The sequence below is a fragment of the Weissella oryzae SG25 genome, assembly GCF_000691805.2.
GTDB lineage: Bacteria > Bacillota > Bacilli > Lactobacillales > Lactobacillaceae > Weissella > Weissella oryzae.
On the sequence record NZ_DF820486.1, the window covers coordinates 44,588 to 67,295 of the forward strand.

Annotated in this window: 27 protein-coding genes; 4 read left to right on the forward strand and 23 right to left on the reverse strand. The window is 40.4% G+C overall.

What is annotated here, in order from left to right; all coding sequences use genetic code 11:
• Positions 1-14 precede the first annotated feature (14 nt).
• The 4 genes from tsf to TT13_RS02680 all read right to left on the reverse strand — a co-directional run bounded on the left by tsf (position 15) and on the right by TT13_RS02680 (position 3,011).
• Entirely contained in the window at positions 15-893 is an 879-nt protein-coding gene (gene tsf / locus TT13_RS02665) for a translation elongation factor Ts (RefSeq protein WP_027698556.1), read from the reverse strand.
• Between the two features lie 173 nt (positions 894-1,066).
• A complete protein-coding gene (gene rpsB, locus TT13_RS02670) occupies positions 1,067-1,843 on the reverse strand; it encodes a 30S ribosomal protein S2 (RefSeq protein WP_027698557.1) in 777 nt (258 codons plus the stop codon).
• 129 nt (positions 1,844-1,972) lie between these two features.
• Positions 1,973-2,257: a GIY-YIG nuclease family protein gene (locus TT13_RS02675; protein ID WP_027698558.1), complete on the reverse strand. Its 285-nt coding sequence runs from the start codon at positions 2,255-2,257 to the stop codon at positions 1,973-1,975.
• Positions 2,250-3,011 (reverse strand): tRNA1(Val) (adenine(37)-N6)-methyltransferase, encoded by a 762-nt coding sequence (locus TT13_RS02680; protein WP_027698559.1) that lies wholly within the window; start codon positions 3,009-3,011, stop codon positions 2,250-2,252. Before TT13_RS02680 ends, TT13_RS02675 begins: the two co-directional genes overlap by 8 nt.
• Before the next feature lie 80 nt (positions 3,012-3,091).
• Between TT13_RS02680 and TT13_RS02685 the strand changes: the two genes are divergently transcribed.
• Positions 3,092-3,727 (forward strand): lysophospholipid acyltransferase family protein, encoded by a 636-nt coding sequence (locus tag TT13_RS02685; RefSeq protein ID WP_027698560.1) that lies wholly within the window; start codon positions 3,092-3,094, stop codon positions 3,725-3,727.
• A gap of 85 nt (positions 3,728-3,812) precedes the next feature.
• Here TT13_RS02685 and TT13_RS02690 read toward each other — a convergent pair whose 3' ends face one another.
• Positions 3,813-4,046, reverse strand: coding sequence for a YneF family protein (locus TT13_RS02690; protein ID WP_027698561.1), 234 nt, complete (start codon positions 4,044-4,046; stop codon positions 3,813-3,815).
• A 77-nt stretch (positions 4,047-4,123) separates the two neighbouring features.
• Positions 4,124-4,378: a DUF896 domain-containing protein gene (locus TT13_RS02695; RefSeq protein WP_027698562.1), complete on the reverse strand. Its 255-nt coding sequence runs from the start codon at positions 4,376-4,378 to the stop codon at positions 4,124-4,126.
• A gap of 173 nt (positions 4,379-4,551) precedes the next feature.
• Here TT13_RS02695 and TT13_RS02700 point away from each other — a divergent pair, with 173 nt between their 5' ends.
• Positions 4,552-5,070 carry a LexA family protein gene (locus TT13_RS02700; RefSeq protein WP_052348516.1) on the forward strand — a complete coding sequence of 173 codons (519 nt, stop codon included), beginning with the start codon at positions 4,552-4,554 and terminating at the stop codon, positions 5,068-5,070.
• A 62-nt stretch (positions 5,071-5,132) separates the two neighbouring features.
• Here the strand turns inward: TT13_RS02700 and TT13_RS02705 are convergent, their stop codons facing one another.
• The 13 genes from TT13_RS02705 to TT13_RS02765 all read right to left on the reverse strand — a co-directional run bounded on the left by TT13_RS02705 (position 5,133) and on the right by TT13_RS02765 (position 17,235).
• Positions 5,133-5,657 carry an adenine phosphoribosyltransferase gene (locus TT13_RS02705; RefSeq protein WP_027698563.1) on the reverse strand — a complete coding sequence of 175 codons (525 nt, stop codon included), beginning with the start codon at positions 5,655-5,657 and terminating at the stop codon, positions 5,133-5,135.
• Positions 5,658-5,662: 5 nt separating this feature from the next.
• On the reverse strand, positions 5,663-7,969 hold the full coding sequence (gene recJ / locus TT13_RS02710; RefSeq protein ID WP_027698564.1) for a single-stranded-DNA-specific exonuclease RecJ: 2,307 nt from the start codon (positions 7,967-7,969) through the stop codon (positions 5,663-5,665).
• 14 nt (positions 7,970-7,983) lie between these two features.
• On the reverse strand, positions 7,984-8,964 hold the full coding sequence (gene rnz / locus TT13_RS02715) for a ribonuclease Z (RefSeq protein WP_027698565.1): 981 nt from the start codon (positions 8,962-8,964) through the stop codon (positions 7,984-7,986).
• 83 nt (positions 8,965-9,047) lie between these two features.
• Positions 9,048-9,797: a hypothetical protein gene (locus tag TT13_RS02720; protein WP_027698566.1), complete on the reverse strand. Its 750-nt coding sequence runs from the start codon at positions 9,795-9,797 to the stop codon at positions 9,048-9,050.
• A 5-nt stretch (positions 9,798-9,802) separates the two neighbouring features.
• Positions 9,803-10,069: a hypothetical protein gene (locus TT13_RS02725; protein WP_027698567.1), complete on the reverse strand. Its 267-nt coding sequence runs from the start codon at positions 10,067-10,069 to the stop codon at positions 9,803-9,805.
• A gap of 130 nt (positions 10,070-10,199) precedes the next feature.
• Positions 10,200-11,129 (reverse strand): DnaJ C-terminal domain-containing protein, encoded by a 930-nt coding sequence (locus TT13_RS02730; RefSeq protein WP_027698568.1) that lies wholly within the window; start codon positions 11,127-11,129, stop codon positions 10,200-10,202.
• 106 nt (positions 11,130-11,235) lie between these two features.
• Positions 11,236-13,053, reverse strand: a complete 1,818-nt coding sequence (gene dnaK / locus TT13_RS02735) for a molecular chaperone DnaK (protein WP_027698569.1) — start codon at positions 13,051-13,053, stop codon at positions 11,236-11,238.
• A gap of 30 nt (positions 13,054-13,083) precedes the next feature.
• On the reverse strand, positions 13,084-13,623 hold the full coding sequence (gene grpE, locus TT13_RS02740) for a nucleotide exchange factor GrpE (RefSeq protein ID WP_027698570.1): 540 nt from the start codon (positions 13,621-13,623) through the stop codon (positions 13,084-13,086).
• Between the two features lie 16 nt (positions 13,624-13,639).
• A complete protein-coding gene (gene hrcA, locus TT13_RS02745) occupies positions 13,640-14,665 on the reverse strand; it encodes a heat-inducible transcriptional repressor HrcA (protein ID WP_027698571.1) in 1,026 nt (341 codons plus the stop codon).
• 159 nt (positions 14,666-14,824) lie between these two features.
• The gene (locus TT13_RS02750; protein WP_052348517.1) at positions 14,825-15,841 is read right to left on the reverse strand and encodes a GH25 family lysozyme; all 1,017 of its coding nucleotides are present in this window, start codon (positions 15,839-15,841) and stop codon (positions 14,825-14,827) included.
• Positions 15,828-16,151, reverse strand: a complete 324-nt coding sequence (locus tag TT13_RS02755; RefSeq protein WP_027698572.1) for a hypothetical protein — start codon at positions 16,149-16,151, stop codon at positions 15,828-15,830. Before TT13_RS02755 ends, TT13_RS02750 begins: the two co-directional genes overlap by 14 nt.
• Positions 16,141-16,452, reverse strand: a complete 312-nt coding sequence (locus tag TT13_RS11545) for a hypothetical protein (RefSeq protein WP_242868509.1) — start codon at positions 16,450-16,452, stop codon at positions 16,141-16,143. Before TT13_RS11545 ends, TT13_RS02755 begins: the two co-directional genes overlap by 11 nt.
• 390 nt (positions 16,453-16,842) lie before the next feature.
• Positions 16,843-17,235, reverse strand: a complete 393-nt coding sequence (locus tag TT13_RS02765) for a DUF1492 domain-containing protein (RefSeq protein WP_027698573.1) — start codon at positions 17,233-17,235, stop codon at positions 16,843-16,845.
• A 160-nt stretch (positions 17,236-17,395) separates the two neighbouring features.
• Between TT13_RS02765 and TT13_RS02770 the strand changes: the two genes are divergently transcribed.
• Both TT13_RS02770 and TT13_RS02775 read left to right on the forward strand, forming a co-directional pair.
• Complete coding sequence (locus TT13_RS02770; protein ID WP_027698574.1) at positions 17,396-17,743, forward strand: helix-turn-helix domain-containing protein; 348 nt, start codon at positions 17,396-17,398, stop codon at positions 17,741-17,743.
• A gap of 5 nt (positions 17,744-17,748) precedes the next feature.
• Positions 17,749-18,147, forward strand: coding sequence for a hypothetical protein (locus tag TT13_RS02775; RefSeq protein WP_027698575.1), 399 nt, complete (start codon positions 17,749-17,751; stop codon positions 18,145-18,147).
• Positions 18,148-18,680: 533 nt separating this feature from the next.
• Here TT13_RS02775 and TT13_RS02780 read toward each other — a convergent pair.
• From TT13_RS02780 to TT13_RS02795, 4 genes are all read right to left on the reverse strand, one after another.
• A complete protein-coding gene (locus TT13_RS02780) occupies positions 18,681-19,634 on the reverse strand; it encodes a glycosyltransferase family 2 protein (RefSeq protein WP_027698576.1) in 954 nt (317 codons plus the stop codon).
• Positions 19,635-19,756: 122 nt separating this feature from the next.
• Positions 19,757-20,662, reverse strand: coding sequence for a glycosyltransferase family 2 protein (locus tag TT13_RS02785; protein WP_027698577.1), 906 nt, complete (start codon positions 20,660-20,662; stop codon positions 19,757-19,759).
• 6 nt (positions 20,663-20,668) lie between these two features.
• Positions 20,669-21,850: a UDP-galactopyranose mutase gene (gene glf / locus TT13_RS02790; RefSeq protein WP_027698578.1), complete on the reverse strand. Its 1,182-nt coding sequence runs from the start codon at positions 21,848-21,850 to the stop codon at positions 20,669-20,671.
• Between the two features lie 74 nt (positions 21,851-21,924).
• Complete coding sequence (locus TT13_RS02795) at positions 21,925-22,704, reverse strand: DUF4422 domain-containing protein (RefSeq protein WP_340147919.1); 780 nt, start codon at positions 22,702-22,704, stop codon at positions 21,925-21,927.
• Between the last annotated feature and the right edge of the window lie 4 nt (positions 22,705-22,708).

The window sequence follows — 22,708 nt, forward strand, 5'->3', positions numbered from 1 at the left end:
TTTATAAGCCTCAATTAGTTGATTTGACTCATAACTTCAGCAGCAAAGTCAACTTCTGCCTTTTCAATACCTTCACCAACTTCGTAGCGAACGAATGAAACTACTGAACCATGGTTAGCTTCAACATATTGTGCAACAGTTTCCTTGCCATCACCTTTAACAAATGGTTGGTCAACTAGTGAAATGTCAGCCAAGAACTTGTTCAAACGACCTTCAACCATCTTCTCTTTGATGTTTTCTGGCTTACCAGCAAGGTCTTCTGAGTTCATTTGAACTTCCTTCTCGTGAGCTAATACATCAGCTGGTACTTGCTCGCGTGAAACAAATTGTGGTGCAATCGCAGCGACGTGCATTGCGATGTCCTTGGCAGTTGATTCATCAGCACCGTCCACCAATACAAGTGATGAAATCCGACCACCCATATGTGAGTAAGCGCCGAAGCTTTGACCAGCTTGCTTCTCAAGAATTTGGAAGCGACGTAGTGTAATCTTCTCACCAGTGATTTGCGTAGTGTGAATAATCAATTCATTCAATGTTTGGTCAGCTGAAACTTCCAAAGCCAAAGCAGCTTCGACGTCAGCTGGCTTAAATTCAACGATTGCATTTGCAACAGCATGCAACAATTCGTTAAATTCTGCATTTCCAGCCACGAAATCAGTTTGTGAGTTAAGCTCAACAATTGCCGCAAAGTCTCCCTTAACAGCAACATATGTCATTCCCTCAGCGGCGATAGTGTCAGCCTTCTTAGCGGCTTTTGCCATCCCTTTTTCGCGCAAAATATCAATGGCCTTATCCATGTCACCTTCAGTTTCAACCAAAGCCTTCTTGGCATCCATCATTCCAACGCCAGTCTTCTCACGTAATTCCTTAACTTGTGCTGCAGTAATAGCCATGTTGTTAAGTCTCCTTAAAAATCTTATTAGTTATCTAAAATATTATACACAAATATTCGGCTTTTTCCTAGGTATGGGCGCCTTTATTTTATTTTCCAAACAAATCAGTGCGCAATGAATGCACAAAAAAAGCTGACTAGCTAATGTAGTCAGCTTTTAACCTGAAAAGAGGTTTAGTTGTTACCTTCAACAATTTCAGTTAATTCTTCAATTGATGCAGCCTTATCTGAACCTTCGTTATCAAAATCTTCAGCAGCAACAGCATCTTCACCTTGGTTTCCCTCGATGATTGCGTCAGCCATCTTTGCTGTGATCAAACGAACGGCACGAATAGCGTCATCATTTGATGGAATCTTAACATCGATTTGGTCAGGATCAGCATTAGTATCAACCATGGCAACGATAGGAATGTTCAACTTGTGTGCCTCTTGCACAGCAATTTGCTCCTTGTGAGGATCAACGATGAACATCAAGTCTGGAACCTTAGGCATATCAGCGATACCACCCAAGAACTTCTCCAACTTCTCACGCTTCTTGTTCAAAAGCGCAACTTCCTTCTTTGGCAAACGGTCGAAAGTACCATCTTCAGCCATCGCACGCAACTCCTTCAAGTGCGCAATACGTTGTTGGATCGTTGACCAGTTAGTCAAAGTTCCACCCAACCAACGGTGGTTTACGAAGTACATGTTTGCACGTGTTGCTTCTTCAGCAATTGCATCTTGAGCTTGCTTCTTAGTACCAACGAACAATACGATAGCACCATCAGCAGCAGCGTCGCGAACATAGTTATAAGCTTGGTCAACCAACTTTACCGTCTTTTGCAAGTCGATAATGTAGATTCCGTTACGCTCAGTAAAGATGAATTCGTCCATCTTTGGGTTCCAACGACGTGTTTGGTGTCCAAAATGTACACCAGCTTCAAGCAATTGCTTCATTGAGATTACTGCCATGAGTATCTGCCTCCAAATGTTTTTCCACCTAACATCGCATGTAAACGCACGACCAAATTGGCACCTGTACATTTATTGGTGTTAGTGAGTATTTTTAGTTCATAAGAACCAAGATATAAGTTTACTAGATTACTTTGCTGGTGTAAAGTCCGTAACGCCTTGGTCTTGCAAAAAAGTTAATTTTTCAGCCCGCGTTTTTCTTTTAAATAAAGCCTCGGCACTTAGCGCATCATGTTTTGTCGGATAAGCTTGCGCATAAAGTAATTTAAGTGGTCGCCGACTCGCTGGCCGGGTGTACTTAGCTCCCAATCCCGCTTGATGTTGTGCAAACCGCCGTCCAACATCATCTGTAAAACCAGTATAGAGGGTATTAGCAGCCGTTAATAAAACATACATATAGTAAGGCTTATTCATCAGCCAGCCCCGCATAGATGGCCAAAACTTCATCCGTGTAGTCATTATTGGCCTTGTGAGTAATAATTGGTGGCAAGATTTTCGCTCCCGTTAATTGACCTTGCTTAATTGCATCAATTAGGACAACATTTGCCTCCATCCCCACTTTAGGGTACACAAATTGAATCTGCTTTGGCGTTAAATTAACCGCCCGAAGTGCATCTAAAATTTCAAATAAACGGTCCGGCCGGTGAACCATATAAAAATGGCCAGCGCTTTTCAATAATTTACTTGCCGTTGTTGTGACTAATTTTAGGTCCGCCTTAATTTCATGTCGGGCGATTGCATAATGTTCATTTAAATTTCTTTTCGTCTGCTCTTCCACTGTAAAATATGGCGGATTAGACACAACAGTGTCAACACTCCCAGGCTTGATGGTTGAAAATACATCCCGCATATCTGCATTCAAAACCGTAATTTTATCGTTCAATTCATTCATGTCAACTGAACGTTGCGCCATATCCGCTAAGCGGGGTTGAATCTCAACGCTAATAATTTGACCAATCACTTTGTGTGCCATAAACAAAGAAATTGCACCATTACCAGCCCCCAGATCTACGGTCAGTCCCTTACCCTTCTTTTTAGGCTTGGCAAATTGTGCCAACAAAACTGCATCCAGTGAAAAAGAAAAAACTTCCGCACTTTGAATAATCTTAACAGTATCGGCGTATAGCATATCAATCCGTTCGCCTGGTCTAATTTCTACATCTTTCATTTTTCACTCCGATTTGCCACACTCTTTCAAAATGTGGGATAATATCCTCTATAGCAATTATTTTTTATATAGGAGCACGTATGTTTTACACATTTATTCGTGCCGTGGCTGCTGGCATCGTCTGGCTAGTCAATGGCCGCTTTGAAATTCACAATGCTGATAAATTGCCCACCGGTAATTATATCTTAGTTGGACCACACCGTACTTGGTGGGATCCAATCTACTTTGCCTTAGCCGCTTGGCCAACTCGCTTTATGTTTATGGCAAAAATCGAACTCTTCAAGAATCCAATTTTACGCTACATTTTGACGCACGCCAATGCCTTTCCGGTAGATCGCGCCAATCCGGGACCAAGTGTTATTAAAATGCCCGTCCAAAAATTAAAGAAGAGCAATCTATCACTAATCATGTTTCCAACTGGTTCGCGCCATTCACAGGCTATGAAGGGTGGCGTCATGATGATTGCCAAACTTTCTGGCGTCCCAGTCGTTCCAATGGTCTACCAAGGCCCCGTTAAATTAAGTGGTCTGTTCAAACGTAACAACGTTAAGATGAGCTACGGTAACCCAATCTATGTTGATAAAAAGACTAAATTATCTGATGAAAATATGCAGGCTTTCGGTCTAGACTTACAAAGTGCCTTTGATCAAATTGATCATGACCTTGATCCAAACTTTGTCTATATTGACCCCAAACCTAAAGAAACCAAAGCTTAAAAAAACAAGCGAAATCCATATAGGATTTCGCTTGTTTTTGGCTTAAAAGCTCTTACAATAATTTTACACTACTAACCTAAAGTGCTTATTTCTTATTGCTTTGTTGTTGCGCTTGCTTCATTTGCGCCATTGTTTGCTTTAACTGTTTTTGTGATGGCTTGCGACCCATATTAGTCATCATTTGTCGCATCATCTCTTCACTAATTGGTGGGTTCTTTTGCAAATAACTCTCCATTGACCGACGAGCGATAAAGAAGCCCAAAACAGCACCAACCAATAATGCAACTACAATCAGCAAAATCCAAAGTCCAGTATTCATGATATATCTCCAAGTAATTTTAAATCAATCATAATTCTATCAGTTTTACTAAGGTTTGCCTAGGCTAATTCCTTGAATTAGTTATCCCGAAGGCCTTTTTCCCGTTGAACTTGACGCACTTTTTCTGGTGTAACTTCATTTCCCGCTTCATCAAAGACTTGCATCATTTCCACTTGTGAACGGAAAGATGCTCGGAAGTTTTCAAGAAATTCTTGGCGTAAATCTTTACGCTCAGCTTCTTCTTCAGCGGTTAGACCTTCGGCGGACTTGGCCTTAGCTGCCAAGTCATTAATCCGGGCCCGGACTGCCAACATACGTTCTGATTCTGCCATCTACTTATCCTCCAAAATAACTTTTCTTAATTCTAACATGTAAAAAATAAATACGAAATATTCAGCTTGGCTAAGTATTCTTCTATGCATATTCTTAGCGGTTCCCTGGCAATTAAGCTTGCATTATTTTACAAATACGCTAGAGTGAAGGTAAATGTTTTAGGAGGCTGGATATGACTGAACGTCATGAAACACAATATAATGTTTTGAAATTCATTGCCGGCTATCTCAGTACGCATGGCTATGCACCAACAGTCCGTGAAATTGGCGCTGGTGTTGGCCTAACTGCACCGTCAACTGTGCACGGCCACCTATCGCGCCTAGAGCGTAAGGGATTTTTAAGCCGTAAAGCCAATCAATCTCGTGGCTGGACAATCACCGAATCAGGCTATCATTACCTTGCCCCAATTGCTGAAACAGAACTAGAGCTTAACCTCAATGATGATCTCAATTCAGCTGGGGTTGAACCGATTGATAAAGAGCATCAATTTATTTTCCAACAGCTCAATAATGATTTAATCGCAGAGCATATTTTACCTGGTGACGAACTAATTGTTACCTACGCTCAAACCGCCGACGCCAACCAGCTAAAAGTTTATGAAGATCAAACTACTAAGCTAGTTGTTAGTAAAAAGGCCATGCCCCAAAACCGCTTAATCGGTTTTGTTTCAGCGGTCTTCCGTAAATTTTAAATAGGGTCAAGAAAAATTTTAAAATTTTTCTTGACCCTATTTATTTAATCGATTAATTCTAGTTAATCGTTATAATTCATTAATGTTAAAATATCGTAGCCCGCAAGTTTGTCACGACCGTGTAAATCATTAAGCTCAATCAAGAACGCCAAAGCGACTACTTCACCGCCCAAACGTTCAACCAAGCGAATTGTCGCTGCAATTGTGCCCCCAGTAGCCAACAAGTCATCGGTAATCATCACTTTATCACCGGGCTTAATTGAATCGGTGTGAATCTCCAATGTTGCCTTACCATATTCAAGTGAGTATGATTCTTGAATCACTTCACGTGGCAACTTACCTGGCTTACGTGCTGGTACTAAGCCAATACCCAATTCATTAGCAACTGGACCACCAACCAAAAAGCCACGCGATTCGGGCCCAACAATCACACTTACACCCTTTTGACGGGCGTAATCTGCAATTTGCCGTGTTGCTTCTGCGTATGCTGCCCCATCAGCTAGTAAAGGGGTAATGTCACGAAAGTTAATTCCTGCTTCAGGAAAATCAGGAATCGATGCGACAAAATCATACAAATCTAAAGTCATTACTATTAGTTCTCCTGCTTACTTAAGTCAGCTATCAACTGCTCTAATTCGGCTGTTGTGCTGTAAATTAACTGTTGCTCTAATTGACGTTGGTCTAAAAACTTTCGATATGCCGGCATTTCTTCTAACTTTACCGACGCTGGATTTGAAACTCCATTTAAAAAACCATTGTCTATTGTAACAAACTTCGCCTCCAAAAACACCTGAATTATCAGAGTTAATGTATTTCGTTCAATATTCAAATACTTTGCAAGATTATCATATTGGGCTTTAAAGGCAAAATTTGGATGTCCACTCACGAATTTATAAAAACGACTAAAATCTTGTCGATTCGGTGCTTGCTGTAAATAGCGTGGCTGCTTGCTATAAAAAATTGCTGCCAAACGTTTAGCCGGCACAAATTGTAAAACTTCAGCTAATTGTTCAAGACTATCTGGTAAGTCAACTAAAGCCATCGTATCTAAAGCCGTTTTATTAAAAGCATCTTCCCACCAAAGGGCCTCTGACCCTGCTTGAACATACTTTCCTGCCTGCTCATACATCTTTTTTTGAAAGAAAATATAGCTAGCATTTTGATTAAAGGTTTGCACTGTTAATCGGGTTGTTCGCCAATCTAAGAAAGCTGAACCAGTTGCATTTAAATCTGCCAACATCATTTGATAAGTTACTTCGCCACGAAAAGTATTTTCGCTCATCGTTCCGACAACTTGTAACTCTAAAAACCGGCCAGCTAATTCATCAGCCATGGATCCGCGACCAAAAGCCACAATTGGTAGTTTGGCATCCCTAGTTTGCCCCGTAAAGCGTAAGTGTTTACCTGCACTCATCGTTTTAACATTTTCAACACCTGTCAAATTCACGGCAAACAAAGGTTCGGGATTACCCTGACCGAAAGGTGCTAAGGCTTTCAAGGCTTCATAGTTTTCACGATTAAAGGCTCGTCCACCAATCTCAGCGGCAATTCTAAGTTCGGGCAAAGCTGCACTAGCAACGCCTTGACTTTCAGCAGCTTGATTTAAAGCCATTCTTAAAGCTGGCACTTTATCAACCATCAAGGTTAAGCCCGCCGCTGCTGCATGCCCACCAAAGGCTAGCATCAAGTCTCGATGTGGATCAAGCGCAGCAAATAAATCAAAAGCTGCTGTTGAACGTGCTGAACCTTTTAGTTCTTGACCCTGTAAGTTCAAAACCAAGGTTGGCTTACCAGTTTGTTCAACGACCTTAGCGGCAACAATCCCCAAAACACCCTCATGCCAGCCTTCACCAGTCAAAACTAGTACCGGTTCATCAGCAAAGTTTGCCGCCTGCGCCAACGCTTCTGTACTAATCGTGTTGACCAAAGCTTGCCGTTTTGTGTTTAGCTCTTCTAATTGTCCAGCCATTGTTTCAGCTTCGCCAGGTTCATCCATCAAAAGAAATTGAACCCCATCATTTGCATTTGCCAGGCGCCCCAAAGAGTTTAGCCGTGGTCCAATCGTAAAGCCAACCGTGGCTGCATCCAATTTACTCAAATCAATGCCGGCCTTTTGTAGCAGGGCAGCTAGTGCCGGTCGTGGATCACTCCTTAGATTCTCCAAGCCCAGAGCGGTAATTGTCCGGTTTTCATCAGTTAAATCCATCACATCAGCAATGGTGCCGATTGCTGCTAAGTCCAAAACTTCATCCGCTGGTGCTTCTAAGAGAGCTGAGGCAACTTTAAAGGCCACGCCCGCTCCAGACAGTCCACCAAAGGGATAGGCACCTTCCGGATGCCGTGGGTGGACAATTGCGGTTGCTAGCGGTAATTGCTCTGGTAATTCATGATGATCTGTAACCACGACATCGATCTTTTGTTCGGTCAACCAAGCAATTTCTTCAAATCCAGATACCCCATTATCAACGGTAATTAATAACTGCATCCCTTCATCAACTAAACGCTGATATTGCTTCAAATTTGGACCATAACCATCATTGAAACGATCTGGCACAAAGTAACTCACCTCAGCACCTAGGACCTCTAAAGCCCAGGTCATAATCGCAGTTGCCGTCATCCCATCAACATCATAATCACCATAGACTACGATTTTTTCACCTGCATCAATTGCAGCTAAAATTCTTGTAATCGCCTTATCCATATCATGCAAGGCAAAAGGATCATGAAATTGGCTTTCGTCAGGCTGTAAAAAAGTATGCGCCTTTTCAAGGTCATCATAGCCACGAGCAATTAAAATTTTGGCCACTAAATCGGAGATGCCAAAGGCTTCCGTAAATTCTTCAATCAAATCTGGGCGATCCACCTGTGGAAACACCCACTTGTTGCGTGCAGAAATCATCCACTACCTCCCTCTTAGTCGACATCTTTTGGCATCGTTAATTTAATTGGCTTGCTATTAGTCTGTTTAGCCAATGGAATTTCAAATACATCAAAATCATTAACCACGCGTGTATTTTTAAAGACAGTCTGGGCTTGATAAGCCAACTCATTGGCTGACTTTCCTGCGTACCGTGCCGAAATGTGAGTTAAAAACAAACGTCCGACACCTTGTTCAGCTGCGACAGTTGCCGCCTGCATACTAGTTGAATGGTAATACTTTCGCGCTAACTGCGCTTCCCCTTTACCATAGGTACTCTCGTGAACCAGCACATCCGCATCTTGTGCTAACTTGGCAATATTAGCTGTTTTTCGTGTATCGCCCAAAATAACAATTTTACGGCCAGCTTTGGCTGGGCCAATCACATCTTTAGCAATAATTGTCCGTCCATCAGCCAAGGTTACATCTTGACCCCGTTTCAACTGACCATAAAGTGGACCAGCTGGTACTGCCATCTCATGCAGCTTATTTACCAGTAATTCACCCGGTAAATCATGTTCAACAATTCGATAGCCATAGGATAAAATTTTATGGTCTAAAGGTAACGCTGTCACAGTAAAGTCTGGTCCTTCATAGACTAAGCCACCTTCAGCAGGTAATTCGGTAAATTTCAATTGATAAGTTAAATGGGTTTGGGATAGGTGTAGACTAGTTTCAACAAATTGGCGAATACCCTTTGGTCCATATATATGTAAAGTATCTTCACCACCTTGAAATGACCGGGATGATAATAGGCCTGGTAAGCCGTAAATATGGTCACCATGCAAATGGGTAATAAAAATCTTATCTACCTTACGTGGTCGAATCGTTGAAGCAAGCATTTGATGTTGTGTACCTTCACCAGCATCAAATAGCCAAACTGAATTACGTTCTTCTAATAAACGAAGGGCAATCCCCGTAACATTCCGAAAACGAGCAGGAACGCCGGCTCCTGTGCCTAAAAATTCAAGTTGCATGTTGAACCTCTTTTCAATCAATAAAAAAACCGCGCTACTGGCGGTTCATTGTAATCATATTGTAGCATTTATCAGACTTAATATCAGTACTTGATCTGGATTCCCTTGGCCGGTTTACTCAAAACATCAACCGTTCCCGCCCGCTTAACCGAAGCAAATTGAACCGTCAATTGCCCCTTATCTGGAAAGTTGGCCGGCAAAATTGCACTAGCACCGGTCGTAACCGTTAGACCCTCGGCCACACCAGTATTGGCTAAATTGGTATCATTTTGTAAACCATTTAGGGTCGAAATTACATCTTGATTACTAAAAGCAACCGTTGAAATTCCATCCGTCGTAATCGTCATATCATTAGAGTTAGCAAGCATATATTCAATAACTAACGTCTTGAATTTATTTTTTAGCATTGGCTTGCTGTATGCTAGCCGAGCATTCTGTAAACTCTCATCTGTGCGGGCAGTATTTTCATAAATCGAGACATTCAAAATACGATAAACGACTTTTCCATTGGTTACTAACTGATTAGAATCAGTTCTTGCCTGTAATTCGGTTGCCAAACCATTTGAATCAACCGTAAATTGCCCCGGCTTAGTCAAATCACCTGATGCCACAAAATTTGTGTTAGCTAAATCAGCCTTGGTCGGTTGATAACTTGTGCCATGAACATTTTTACTGATTGGAGGCTGGCTGACTGACTTACTTTTTTGTGCTTGAGTCAAAGTTGGCACCCTCAGACCAACATTTCCACTGGTAAATGACTTAATTGTACCAACAACCAGCACAACTATTAACAGGGCTAAAAAAAAGTATGTAATTTTATGTCGCACTTCCATTACCCCTATCCTAATTGTAGATTATTTTCAATCACGCGATAACCATAGACCGCTACTAAGCCACTTGTACTGAGAAAAAACAAAGGTAACGTATCATTTGCCGGACATAGTCTCAATTCAGCCAAGCTAAGCGGAGCCATTCCTTGCACTGTCTGTAAAACTACCTGTTCGGCTTTGACTTCAATCATGGTTGCAACCTGAGCACCAGATAATAAGATCAAACGCTGACCATCCATCCCACTCGTTGCTATTTTAAAATCATTTAAATTCATATAATTCCTTTAAAACATTTAAATCATACCTGCTTGCTCTTATTTTAAGGTAAAAACATTTACTTTACAAAGAAAAAAAGGCTGTTAATCCTAACAGCCTTCATTATAATCAACTGAACTCAGATAGACCTTAACCGAAGAAGCCTTTTTTATGACCTTCACCAGTCATCAACTCATCAAAACTCTCAAGAGCTTTCTTTTGTTCTTTATTCAATTTCTTAGGTACATCAATATAGACAATCACATACTGATCCCCCATACCATTTCCTCGCATGTAAGGTGCTCCCTTGCCACGCAAGCGGAATCGGGTACCACCTTGAGTCCCAGCTGGAATCTTTAACTTCACATCTCCATGAACGGTTTTAACATCAATCTCACTACCCAAGCTAGCCATTGCGAAACTAATTGGTTGTTCCAAGAAGATATTAGCCCCTTCACGCTCAAAGCCATCCTTTGATGGTTGAACCCGGAAGGCAACGAACAAATCACCATATGGGCCACCATTTGTACCTGGTTCACCTTGTTCAGTCAAACGCATCTGCTGGCCATCTTCGACACCAGCGGGTACTGTAATCTTTAAGTCTTTGTTTTCAGTCTTACCATCTGGCGTTGAACGCGTATATTGAATCGTTGTTTCCTTACCAAAAATTGCTTCCTCAAAGGTCAACGTCATCCGATACTGTAAGTCCTGACCTTTATGGGGACGATTAGGATCATTGAAACCGCCGCCAAAGAACTGACCAAAAATATCACCAAGGTCAGAAAAGTCAGTATATTGATTGCCTTGACCACCAAAGCCATTAAAGCCACCGAAACCGCCTTGACCACCAAAGCCACCATTAGCTCCAGCTTCGCCGTATTGATCATAAGCAGCTCGCTTTTGCTCATCCCCTAAGGTTTCGTAAGCTTCTTGAACTTGCTTATACTTTTCCTCAGCACCCGGCTCATGATTAATATCAGGATGATACTTCTTTGATAGCTTCCGTGCTGCTTTTTTTATTTCGTCCTGGGAGGCGTTTTTATCAACTCCTAGCCGCTCGTAATATTCTGTGTTATTCATGAGGGAAACCCTCCCTTTCTTAATAAATATGTATGGGATGGCGCAAAAATACCCCATCCCCAAAGCAAAGTAACAAAGCTTGCTACTCTACATTTTTTTAATTAATTTACTTTGAAACGTCTTCAAAGTCACCATCAACAGTCTTATCATCACCCTTACCATCTTCAGCGGCTTGTGCCCCTTCTGCTGGTTGAGCTTGTTGATACAACTTAACGGCTAATTCTTGTGCGACCTTAGAAAGTTCGTCCTTCTTAGCCTTCATGTCCTCAAGGTTATCAGCTTCCTTGGCTGCCTTCAAGGCTTCCAAAGCATCTTGAACTGGCTTCTTATCATCATCACCAAGCTTGTCGCCAACATCTTCAAGCGTCTTTTCAGAACTAAAGATCAATTGGTCAACTTCATTACGCAAATCTGCTTCGTCCTTACGAGCCTTATCAGCTTCTTCATTGGCCTTAGCATCATTCATCATGCGCTCAATTTCATCGTCAGACAAAGAACCTGAGCTTTGAATAGTAATCTTTTGTTCCTTGTTAGTGCCTAAGTCCTTGGCAGAAACTGAAACAATTCCGTTACGATCGATGTCAAACTTAACCTCGATTTGTGGAACACCACGAGGAGCAGCTGGAATATCAGCCAATTGGAAACGTCCCAAAGTCTTGTTGTCAGCAGCCATTGACCGCTCACCTTGCAAAACGTGGATATCAACGGCTGGTTGATTGTCAGCAGCAGTTGAGAATACTTGTGACTTTGAAGTAGGGATAGTTGTATTACGATCAATCAACTTTGTGAAGACCCCACCCATTGTCTCGATTCCAAGTGATAGTGGCGTAACATCAAGCAAAACAACGTCCTTAACATCACCAGTAATCACACCACCTTGAACAGCGGCACCAAGGGCAACCGCCTCATCAGGGTTGATTGAGTGATCAGGCTCCTTACCAGTCAAAGCCTTAACAGACTCTTGGACTGCAGGGATACGTGTTGATCCACCATTCAAGATAACCTTATCGATATCATTCAAGCTCAAACCGGCATCCTTCAAAGCAGCCTTAACAGGTCCTTCAGCGCGCTTAACCAAATCCAAAGTCATTTGATTAAATTGTGCCCGCGTCAAAGTCATTTGGATGTGCAATGGACCTTGGTCAGTTGCTGTGATAAATGGTAGGTCAATTGATGCTTCAGTTGCAGATGACAAAGTCTTCTTAGCCGTCTCAGCAGCATCCTTCAAACGTTGTAGGGCCATCTTATCTTGACCCAAGTCAACACCATTTTCCTTCTTAAACTCAGCAACAATCCAATCAATAATCTTTTGATCGAAATCATCACCACCAAGATGAGTGTCACCATTAGTTGAAAGAACTTCAAAGACACCATCACCTAATTCAAGGATAGAAACATCAAAAGTTCCACCACCCAAATCATAAACAAGAACCTTTTCATCCTTATCAAGCTTATCAAGTCCATAAGCCAATGCAGCAGCAGTTGGCTCGTTGATAATCCGTTCAACTTCCAAACCAGCAATCTTACCAGCATCCTTAGTTGCTTGACGTTGCGCATCGTTAAAGTAAGCTGGTACCGTGATAACTGCCTTATCGACGGTCTCACCCAAGTAATCTTCAGCATATTGCTTGATGTATTGCAAAATCATTGCTGAGATTTCTTGTGGTGTGTATTCCTTACCGTTAGCCTTAACTTTGTAGCCGGCCTCACCCATGTGTGACTTAATTGAAATAATTGTCTCAGGGTTTGTGATAGCTTGACGCTTGGCAGTATCACCAACTTGTACTTCACCATTCTTAAATGATACAGCAGATGGCGTTGTACGACCCCCATTTGGGTTAGTAATAATCTTTGGTTGTCCACCTTCAAGGACGGCAACGGCTGAATTTGTTGTTCCTAAATCAATACCAATAATCTTTGACATAATTAGCACCTCTAATTTTTTATTCTTATTTTAGTTATATACTGCAACCATTGCTGGTCGGATTACACGATCAGCTAATACGTAGCCCTTTTGAAGAACCGATGCAATCGTGTCAGCTGGATGTTGATCATCCGCAGGTACTGACTGAATTGCTTGGTGGAAGTTAGGGTCAAATGGTTCACCAACAGCACCAACCGTCTTTATCCCATTTTCTTCTAAGGCATTACCTAGGGTCTTAAAGACCATCTCAACCCCAGTTTTAATTTGTTGCGCCGCTTCGTCGTTTACTTCAACTTGCAAAGCTCGTTCCAAATTATCAACGGCTGGCAAAATTGACTTTGCTAGACCGGCAGCCGCAAACTTTACAGCCTGTGCCTGTTCACGCTCAGACCGTACCTTGATGTTTTGCATCTCGGCCCGGGCACGTAAAAACTTGTCTTCTGCTGCAGCTAATTTTGCTTCAAGGTCGGCAATTTGGTCGATATCTTCAACAACTTCAGTTGCTGCTACATCTTCAACCGCCTCAGCTGCCATCTCTTCTTCTGCTGGACTATTCTTATTTTCTGCCATGTAACACCTCTATTTTCTAATGATAGTAAGCAAATATTTTTTGAGCGAGAGCTTGCCGGAAAGTATCAACAATTGTGATGATTTCCCCGTACGGCATATTAGTTGGACCTAAAATAGCTAAGGCTCCCATACCTAATTGCGGTACACGGTAAGTCGCTGAAACCAAACTATAAGGAGCCAGCAAACTCAAACTATTCTCATCACCAATCTGAATCATCACGCCCTCATTTGCATTCGTAATGATTTTGCGCATCGCTACTGGATTTTCCAACAATTGATAAAGTTGCTTAATATCGAGCAGTTTTTTATCATCTGAAAAATCCAATAAATTCAAACGACCACCAGTGAAGACTAAATCACGGATTGAACGTGCCAAAACATCCCCAAATAATTGTAAGAAGGCCATCGGCGTCCTAATCATCCGTTCCATCTTTAATGGAAGATCGCCCGACAGGGTCATCAAAATTTCCCTTACTGGCTGATTCACCAACGTCTCATTGATGTAGCGCACCATGCTACTCAAATCATCAAGTGATGTTCTCGTCGGTAGTTGGAAGCTCTGACTGGTTACTTGACCATCACTATTAACAATAATTGCCATGACCTGATTGTTATTTAACGGTACTAATCTGAAACCAGATAACCGTACGTCTAACACTTCTGGCTTTAAGGCAAAAACCGTAAACCCGGTCAAATTAGCCATTTCATGAACCATCCGATCTATCAAGTCATCAATCTGCTGAAAATTACGTTCAAAAACGTGATTTAACGCACTTTGAATTTCTTGATCGAGCCCCGGCTCACGTAGCAACTCATCAACATAGTAACGATAACCCATTTGTGATGGCACCCGACCAGAAGAGGTGTGCTCTTTTTGTAATAGCCCATCCTCTTCTAAAGAAGCCATTTCATTACGGATTGTTGCTGTTGAAACCGCTAAATCCAATTCACTCAATAAGCGCTTTGAACCAACTGCTTTACCAGATCGAACGTAGTCTCGAATAATCGCCGCTAAGATTAATTTTTGCCGATCCGTTAACATACGCTTCCTCCTTAGCACTCTTATCAACTTCGTGCTAACGATTATTATAATACACAGTTGGAAAACAAAAGTCAACCTTTTTAGCACTTTATTTTAAAGAGTGCTAAAAAATGAAAATCGCTGGATAGAATCACTATCCAACGATTAACTACATAATTATTATGCACCTAGTAATGCCAGTGCATTAAACCAAATCAAGCCATAACCAACAAAGTTTATGCCAACTGCTCCAGTAGCCAAATCGTACTGGTCAATTTTCCCATGATTATAGCCGGCTTCAAAGGCTACCATAGCTCCTGGTTGAACATTATTATTGTCACCACCATCAACACGACTAATAATTTGTAATGGAATGCCATTTTTAGTCCAATCAAAGCCCATACCGTTAATTTCTACTCCAGCTAGCGCATAATTGGCAAATTGCCAAATACCATTACTGAATTGAACAGCATCAACACGTATGGGATTATATGCCGTATACAGGCCACCGACTTGTTGAAATTGTTCAATTGCCGAACTAGCTGTAATCTGCGATACCACCTTATCTGCTAACACAACTTGACTGCCCTGCACATATTTATGCCAAGCTGTTGCGTCCATATAAGCTAGATCCAGGTCCAAATCACCAACGTAACCTGGCAAATCACCGTTAGCACTATATTGATATAATACTGGTCCAGCTGACCAAGCTCCCCAGCCACTATCATCTGACCAAGGCGCACTTTGATAGCCAGTTGAAACGGTCGAAGCATACTGGGCACTCCATAATGCATAATCAACTGCAACTGGTGCCCAATCAAATTGGTGGATGGTTGACTTGCTCATATAAATCAATGGGGCTACCCCAGTAACCGTTCTAACATGATCTAAAAATTGTTTAGCTCCAGCTACACCTAAGGTCAGTGCTTGGGCCTCAAAATCTAACACTAGCAAAACTTGCCCAATATATTCCTGACTTTGACTAATAAAGTAATCGGCTTGTTCAATTGGGTTATCTGCCGTCATAAAATGATAGATACCGAGTAACCGTCCCAGAGCTTTTGCCTGCTGAAAATGTTGGTCAGCACTAGGATTCACATAATGAATTCCTTCTGTTGTTTTAATGATGACAAAATCAGTGGCAACCTGCTCAAGATTTAAAAGAGCTTGATAATTTGAAATATCAATGCCGTTCATTTGATAACACCTCCGTTTGAGTCAACGTTTTAATTGCCCAATTAACTCCTGCTGAAACTTGTTCTGCACTGAAGCGCTTTGCTAAGTGATTGGCTGCTAGCCGATCATTTAAAATAGCTGCCGCACGCTCATAATTAGTTTGAGTATGCGGTAATGCCAAAGCCAATTCAGCCGCCTGAAGCGCCCATGTTTCAAACATTTGTAAATTTTTATTTTTCGTTTGTGCTCGTAGTAACTTAATAATAAAAATTGCCAGCGCCAACAAAATATTACTATTAAATAACATCAGCAAAAAATCATCAATCTTCATCTAATCCTCCTCGCACTGTTTCATTTTCAATATACTGTTTGACCTTCTCAGTCATATAACTATTGCCACCAAGCAACTTATATTCTGCATAAATTTTCGCCACAATTTTGCTACCATAATCATGGTCAATCGCCAAATTTAATTCCGTACGAATTTCTCTTAGCTTCAATTCCCGAAACTCACGGGACAACTTTAAATTCGCTTTTTTGTGTATCTTGGCATTAGAACCAATTGTTGCGGCAGCAGAAGCAATAATTGTCACAACTCCCACAACAAAACCCTGAAACGCTTCATCTGTCACCAACCTAGAAAGTGATTTTAAAGAAAACATCATAAAAATCGTTAAATATTGAATGGTTATCATCTCCTTTGATTGATTACTTCCGGTTTACATTTTCACTCAACAAATTCATCAGTTATTACTAATATTCTTTAATTCAAATAGGTAAAACTTAATCAAATAATATAGTGCTTCCTTAATAGCAGGTCTAGTTTATATCACTATCATATTTTTTCTAACTAACTTCCGTAGCCATAACTCTAGCATCATTTAAATAACTATTTATGAATCATTGGTTAATTATTAAAGCCATTGCTCGGTATTCACTCCCCCTTCAACGTACTAATTATATAACCGGTTAATACAGTCATCTTACCTTGCTTTATCTCGCAAGAACCACTCGACGATTGACTAATTTCTTATCATTTTTCTTGCAGTAAATTCTTTATCAACTTGCTGTTTACCAATCGGCAATAGAATAAATAATTCAGTGAAATCACTGATTGCCCGTCGTTTATAACGATAAAATGTTGCCGTTGATTCGAACCCTAAACGTTCTAAAATTTGCATATCCGCCAATCTATCAATATAAGCTAACTCTAAAATCCGTGTCTCTTGCTCAGGAATGACTGCAAAAATATCTTGAACTATGTCCCAAATTTTGACTGCTTCATTATATTTTGTCATTTGTGGTTTATCTAAAACTAAATCAAGATTATCAGCAAGTTTTGCTAATTGAACAATCTTGACTAAATCTTTTTTTAGCCAGATACGTACAGTTTTTACTTCGTCCGCTTCTATCATCTCTAAACCCCTCTATCCTTTTGACTGGTTAAACTAAATCTTTTGAGTTAAACTTGTAAAAGTTGCTTTAAATCAATCAAGTTAAAACTAACTTAATTATAAAATTAACTAAATAAATTTAATTTGTCAACTAAAATAATTTATAAGGGTGGTTTAATCGATGGATATCTACGAACGTATTTATACAACTAGTCACGCCCGCGGTCTATCAATCAAGCAATTAGCTGACCGAGTGGGTATTAGTGATGCAACAATTTATACTTGGAAACGCAAAGGCAAGCCAAACGGGGCTACAATTCAAAAAATCGCCAACGAGTTACAGGTAAGTAGTGATTATTTACTAGGCGCTAGCGATAAAAGTTTGCGCGATACTTCCCAGCCAATTGACCTATACTATGTAGCTGATGAAGAAAGAGACAGCCTCCTTAGCGCCAACGGCCAAGCAATCAGCGATGATGACTGGCACATTATTAAAGCAATTTTAGCAAAGTATCCCAGAAAGGATTAAATTCAATGAATAAATCCGATATTATTGCCGATATTTTGCATCATATACGAGAAGCTGGCTGGCACTATGAAATTACTGATAACTTAAGTCCTCAACTCCACGCTTTTATTGACCCCGAACGTAGACTAGCAATTTTTAATCGGCAAACGGCATCCATCGCTGATTATATCCATGAAGAAGTACACATTGAATTAGCTCATAATGGTCGTTTAAACTGGACTAACGGCAACGATGAACGAAACCCCCACGAAACTGAAGCAAACGCTGAGATGATTAGCCGTATTGTTAATTTTCAAATTCAAAATGATTGGCCCTTAGATGTTTATACCATTATGACTTGGTACGGTATCCCGCCCTTTCTAGAATCTTATTTAATCGAAGAATTAACGCGTCAACACCAATAAAACAGCTTATTGCCTTCATTACTATCAGAGAATTAATCATTCTTTTTCATTGCAATAAATATATCCACCAAAAAAGCGCATCCTTTTGTTATTAATAACAAAAGGATGCGCTTTTATCTATATTCGAGGCATTAAACTCCCCCATGACTAAAGTCACGGGAATTGGCGCTTAGAATTACGATAACTTTAGGTAATATTCTACAATGGAACTCAGTTATCCAAAGCACAGTCATTTTGCAAACTCAGATTAATACGCAAATGGTTAATCCTTATATAGTTTTTATAGATGGCATAAGTCTGTTTGCCACATAGTTACCAATTTTTAAAGTTTGGCCTGCAATCTTTGAATGGTATTCAATCTAGCATTAATGCATCGAGTTTTCAGCCTACTTATGGGCGAAAAATTGTATCGCTACATCATAAATTAGCCTAAGATATCCTTGTACCATCCAATCCTGTAGAATGACCTAAACCAGAGCGGTGAACCAAACTAGCTGTACAAAAATTACAAGATTTAAGCAATTCTACTAAACTCAATCACGCCGATCAGCAATTAAATAGCGAGGACGATGCTTAACTTCCATAAAGACCTTACCAATATATTCACCGATAACCCCAATGGCAGTTAGCTGAATCCCACCCAAGAACCAAATTGAAACCATCAATGATGGCCAACCTAACTGCGTAACGCCCATCAGGTACCGAACAATTGCATAGATTAGCATCAATAGACTAATTCCTGAAATAGCTAACCCCATATTACGTACCATGGTAATTGGTGCAACTGAGAAAGAGGTAATTCCACTCAAGGCAAACTGTAACATTTTACGTAAGGGATATTTAGTTTCACCAGCTTCACGCTCAGCTCGTGCATAAAAAACTTCAGCAGAATTAAACCCAATTGCTGGGAAAATCCCACGTAAGAACATATCCCGTTCTTGATACTCTTGGAAGGCAGCCAACACTCGTTGATCAACCAAACGGAAATCAGCATGATTAGGAATGGTTTTAACGCCCAAAAAATTCATTAACTTGTAAAAAAGACCAGCTGTTTGCCGCTTAAAGGCAGTATCTGATGTACGGTCATTTCTAACTCCATAGACAATATCTTTATGCTCCTCAATCGCTAACCGAAGCATCTCAGTAATTGCCTGTGGATCATCTTGCAAATCTGCATCAATAGTTACCGCATAGTCAACATCTGACCCAGTTACTTCCGTTAGCCCAGCAATCAACGCATTCTGATGACCAAAATTATGACTAAAGCGTAACCCCTTAACATGACCATATTGATCCGCCAAACGATTAATCAACTGCCAAGTTTGGTCAACACTGCCGTCATCCACATACATGATAAAACTATCATCTGTAATTGTTTCAGCAGCTACTAAACTCTTAAGTAAATCACTAAGCACTTTTGTTGTTTTTTGAATTACTGGTTCTTCGTTATACGCTGGCAATATAATTGCAAGTTTCTTCTTTGACATGTTTATTAATACTTTCCTCACTTAATTGTATTCACGTTAATCATATTTCACTTAACTGCATATGAGCTTTTATCAGTAAGAAAAGCCCCCCTCTTAACTTAACATCAATCTGGTCAAAACATTTATTTTACAGCTTCATGCTTTTTGGCAAACTCAACCGGTGGATTAAATTTACGCCCGTCATGAACCGCCTGCAAAATAACTTTGACTTTACCCCAGCGATTTTCTACCTTCTTAGGCCAAAAAATTAACCGCATTGTTTCAAGTAAGATTCGCACTTGCCCTTTAAAATAACCAAAACTATTGCGTTGGCGTGCATAGTATAACTTATTACGATAAGCATAGTAATAACGATTCGTTCTCGCCTTACTATCTTTGATAATATCTGACCCAATATTTTGTGACATTTTATGTACCACTTGGGCAGCCGGTACTAAGTATCCTGGCGCAACGCGGCGCGCCCGTTCAGTATACTCAATATCGTCACCCCAAATGAAAAAGTCAGTGATTGGTAAGCCGATTGTTGCTACCACCGAACGAGCAAATAAAAGTGACACGAAGGTCGCTGAACGCAACTCAATTGGTACTACCGGATTTTCAGGTACAACCTGCAAACGATTGAGCGGTGCAGGTAAATTCATCAAAGCCCGCTGTCCATCAATCCAACGTACATCAGATGCTAAAAAGCCAAATTGTTGTTTGCTATCCGCAAAATTAACTAGTTTGGTTAAAGTATCTGGCTTCACCACGGTATCATCATCCATCAACCACACATAGTCATCGTTGGTTTCTTCCATAAAATAACGAATCCCACGGTTAAAACCGCCAGCACCACCCAAATTTTTAGTTAACCGGACATAACAAATCTGGCCGGCCAGACTATTTAGGTAAGCCTGTGTGTCTTGGTCTGAAGCGTTATCAACTACAATGATATGATTAACCAGTGTCTGTGATGCTTGCAAGGCTGCAATAACTTCTTTTAATAGGCTCAATCGATTATAGGTGACGACTACCGCACTAACTGTCATAACTAATTAATGCTCCTCATCATGTGCAAAGTTAAAGTCACTCGCAATGTCAAATTCACTACGCACCTCATTCAAAGCTGCATTAAAGACTTGGTCCATATCGTAATAGCGATACTGACCTAGGCGACCACCAAAAATAACTTGATCCTTGTGCTTACGCGCTTCTTTAGCGTATTCCTTGTAAAGATTCGTATTCTTTTCATCATTAACTGGATAATAGGCTTCCTTGCTCCGATCCCAGTCTTGTGGATACTCCCGCGTGATAATTGTCTTACCATCATCAGCCAAACCATCAAAGTGCCGCCACTCCATTACACGCGTATATGGTGTTTCTGCATCTGTGTAATTAATAACTGAGTTACCTTGGTAATTATCTGAATCAATCGTTTCATGTTCAAAACGAAGTGAACGATACTCTAACTCACCGTATTGATAGTCAAAGAACTGATCAATCATACCTGTGTATAGAATACGAGGGAATTCAGCTAGGTACTCATCTTTATGAGCAAAGAAATCCTCATTCAATTTAACATCAATCAAAGGATTATTATTAAGCATCTTTTCAAAAATTTGTGTGTATCCACCAACTGGAATACCTTGATAGCGGTGGTTAAAGTAATTATTGTCGTAAATAAAACGTACTGGTAAACGCTTAATAATGAAGGCAGGAAGCTCAGTTGCCTTACGTCCCCATTGCTTTTCTGTATAGCCCTTGATGAGCTTTTGGTAAATATCAGTACCAATCAAAGAAATTGCTTGTTCCTCTAGATTACGAGGTTCACGGTCACCTAAGTCAGCCAAAGCAGCCGCTTTTTGCTCCTCAATCTTAGCCTTAGCCTCGTCTGGAGTCTTTGTTCCCCACATCTCATAAAAGGTATTCATGTTAAATGGTAAGTTATATAGCTCACCCTTGTAGTTTGCAACAACTTGATTTTGATAACCATTAAAATCAGCAAATTGTCGTACATAGTCCCAAACTTCTTTGTTATCTGTATGGAAAATATGTGCCCCAAAATCATGAACTGTAATTCCATGTTCTGTATGGGTGTACATATTACCAGCTAGGTGGGCACGCTTTTCAATGATCAAAGACCGCTTATTACGCTTAGCTGCCTCATAAGCAAAAATGGCACCAAAAGGTCCAGCACCAACAATTAGATAATCATAATTTTTATCGTTTAAAGCCATCTTAAAAAAATCCTTTCAAAGTAAAAAACTCTTGCTAATACTTTACCATATAACCGAGTTTTTGAATATTGCCCCTAAAAATGGGTTCGACTGCCTTGCTTATATCCGAACTTACGTAGTAAAAATTGACTACCCTTATCAAGCCAATTAGTTTTTTCGGTTGTAACTAGTGGAAACTCTTTAAAACTTTTCTGATTAGTTACAAGCCAAACGTCCATTAAACGTTCAGCCAGAAAACCTAAAGCACGTTGTTCTTGACCTCGGTAGTTGACTAAATCAATCTGTTCAGCCACAAGAGCCAATACGTCAAATAAAAAGGTCGTGTAGGCTTGAAAATCTACCTGTTTCATTATACTCATATTAAATAAATGCGCCCGGGTTGTTTTAGCTAATTTGCTAAAAGCCGGTAAATAATCAGGATAATGGTCAGTTAAGACCTTTTCCAAAGCAAAATATGGTTCACCACGATGCGCATGTAGATAATGATCTTGCTGATTTTCAATAAAGTAGTTGCGAGCCTTGGGTAAAATAACATCAACCGTTTTTAGTGTCTGACGAATTTCGTCTTCGCTTAAAATATCAGCTAGGTTATGGCTTGCCTTACGTCCAAAGTAGCGCCGATAATGTACCAAACCAATAATATCCTCATCGGCTAAATTATATTTAGCCCAATATAATGCCGTTAGTTCATTGTAATGGCCATTCTCTTTTGAAATATTGCGTCCCGTATTATCAGCAATTGTATTAACAAGTAATTGACGATCAGGTAGGTCTGCCCCAACTTGAATTGGTAAATAAATCGCTTCTTTTGGTACTGCGTAGGGTTTATGCAGCGCAATTAATATTTTCATCATTACT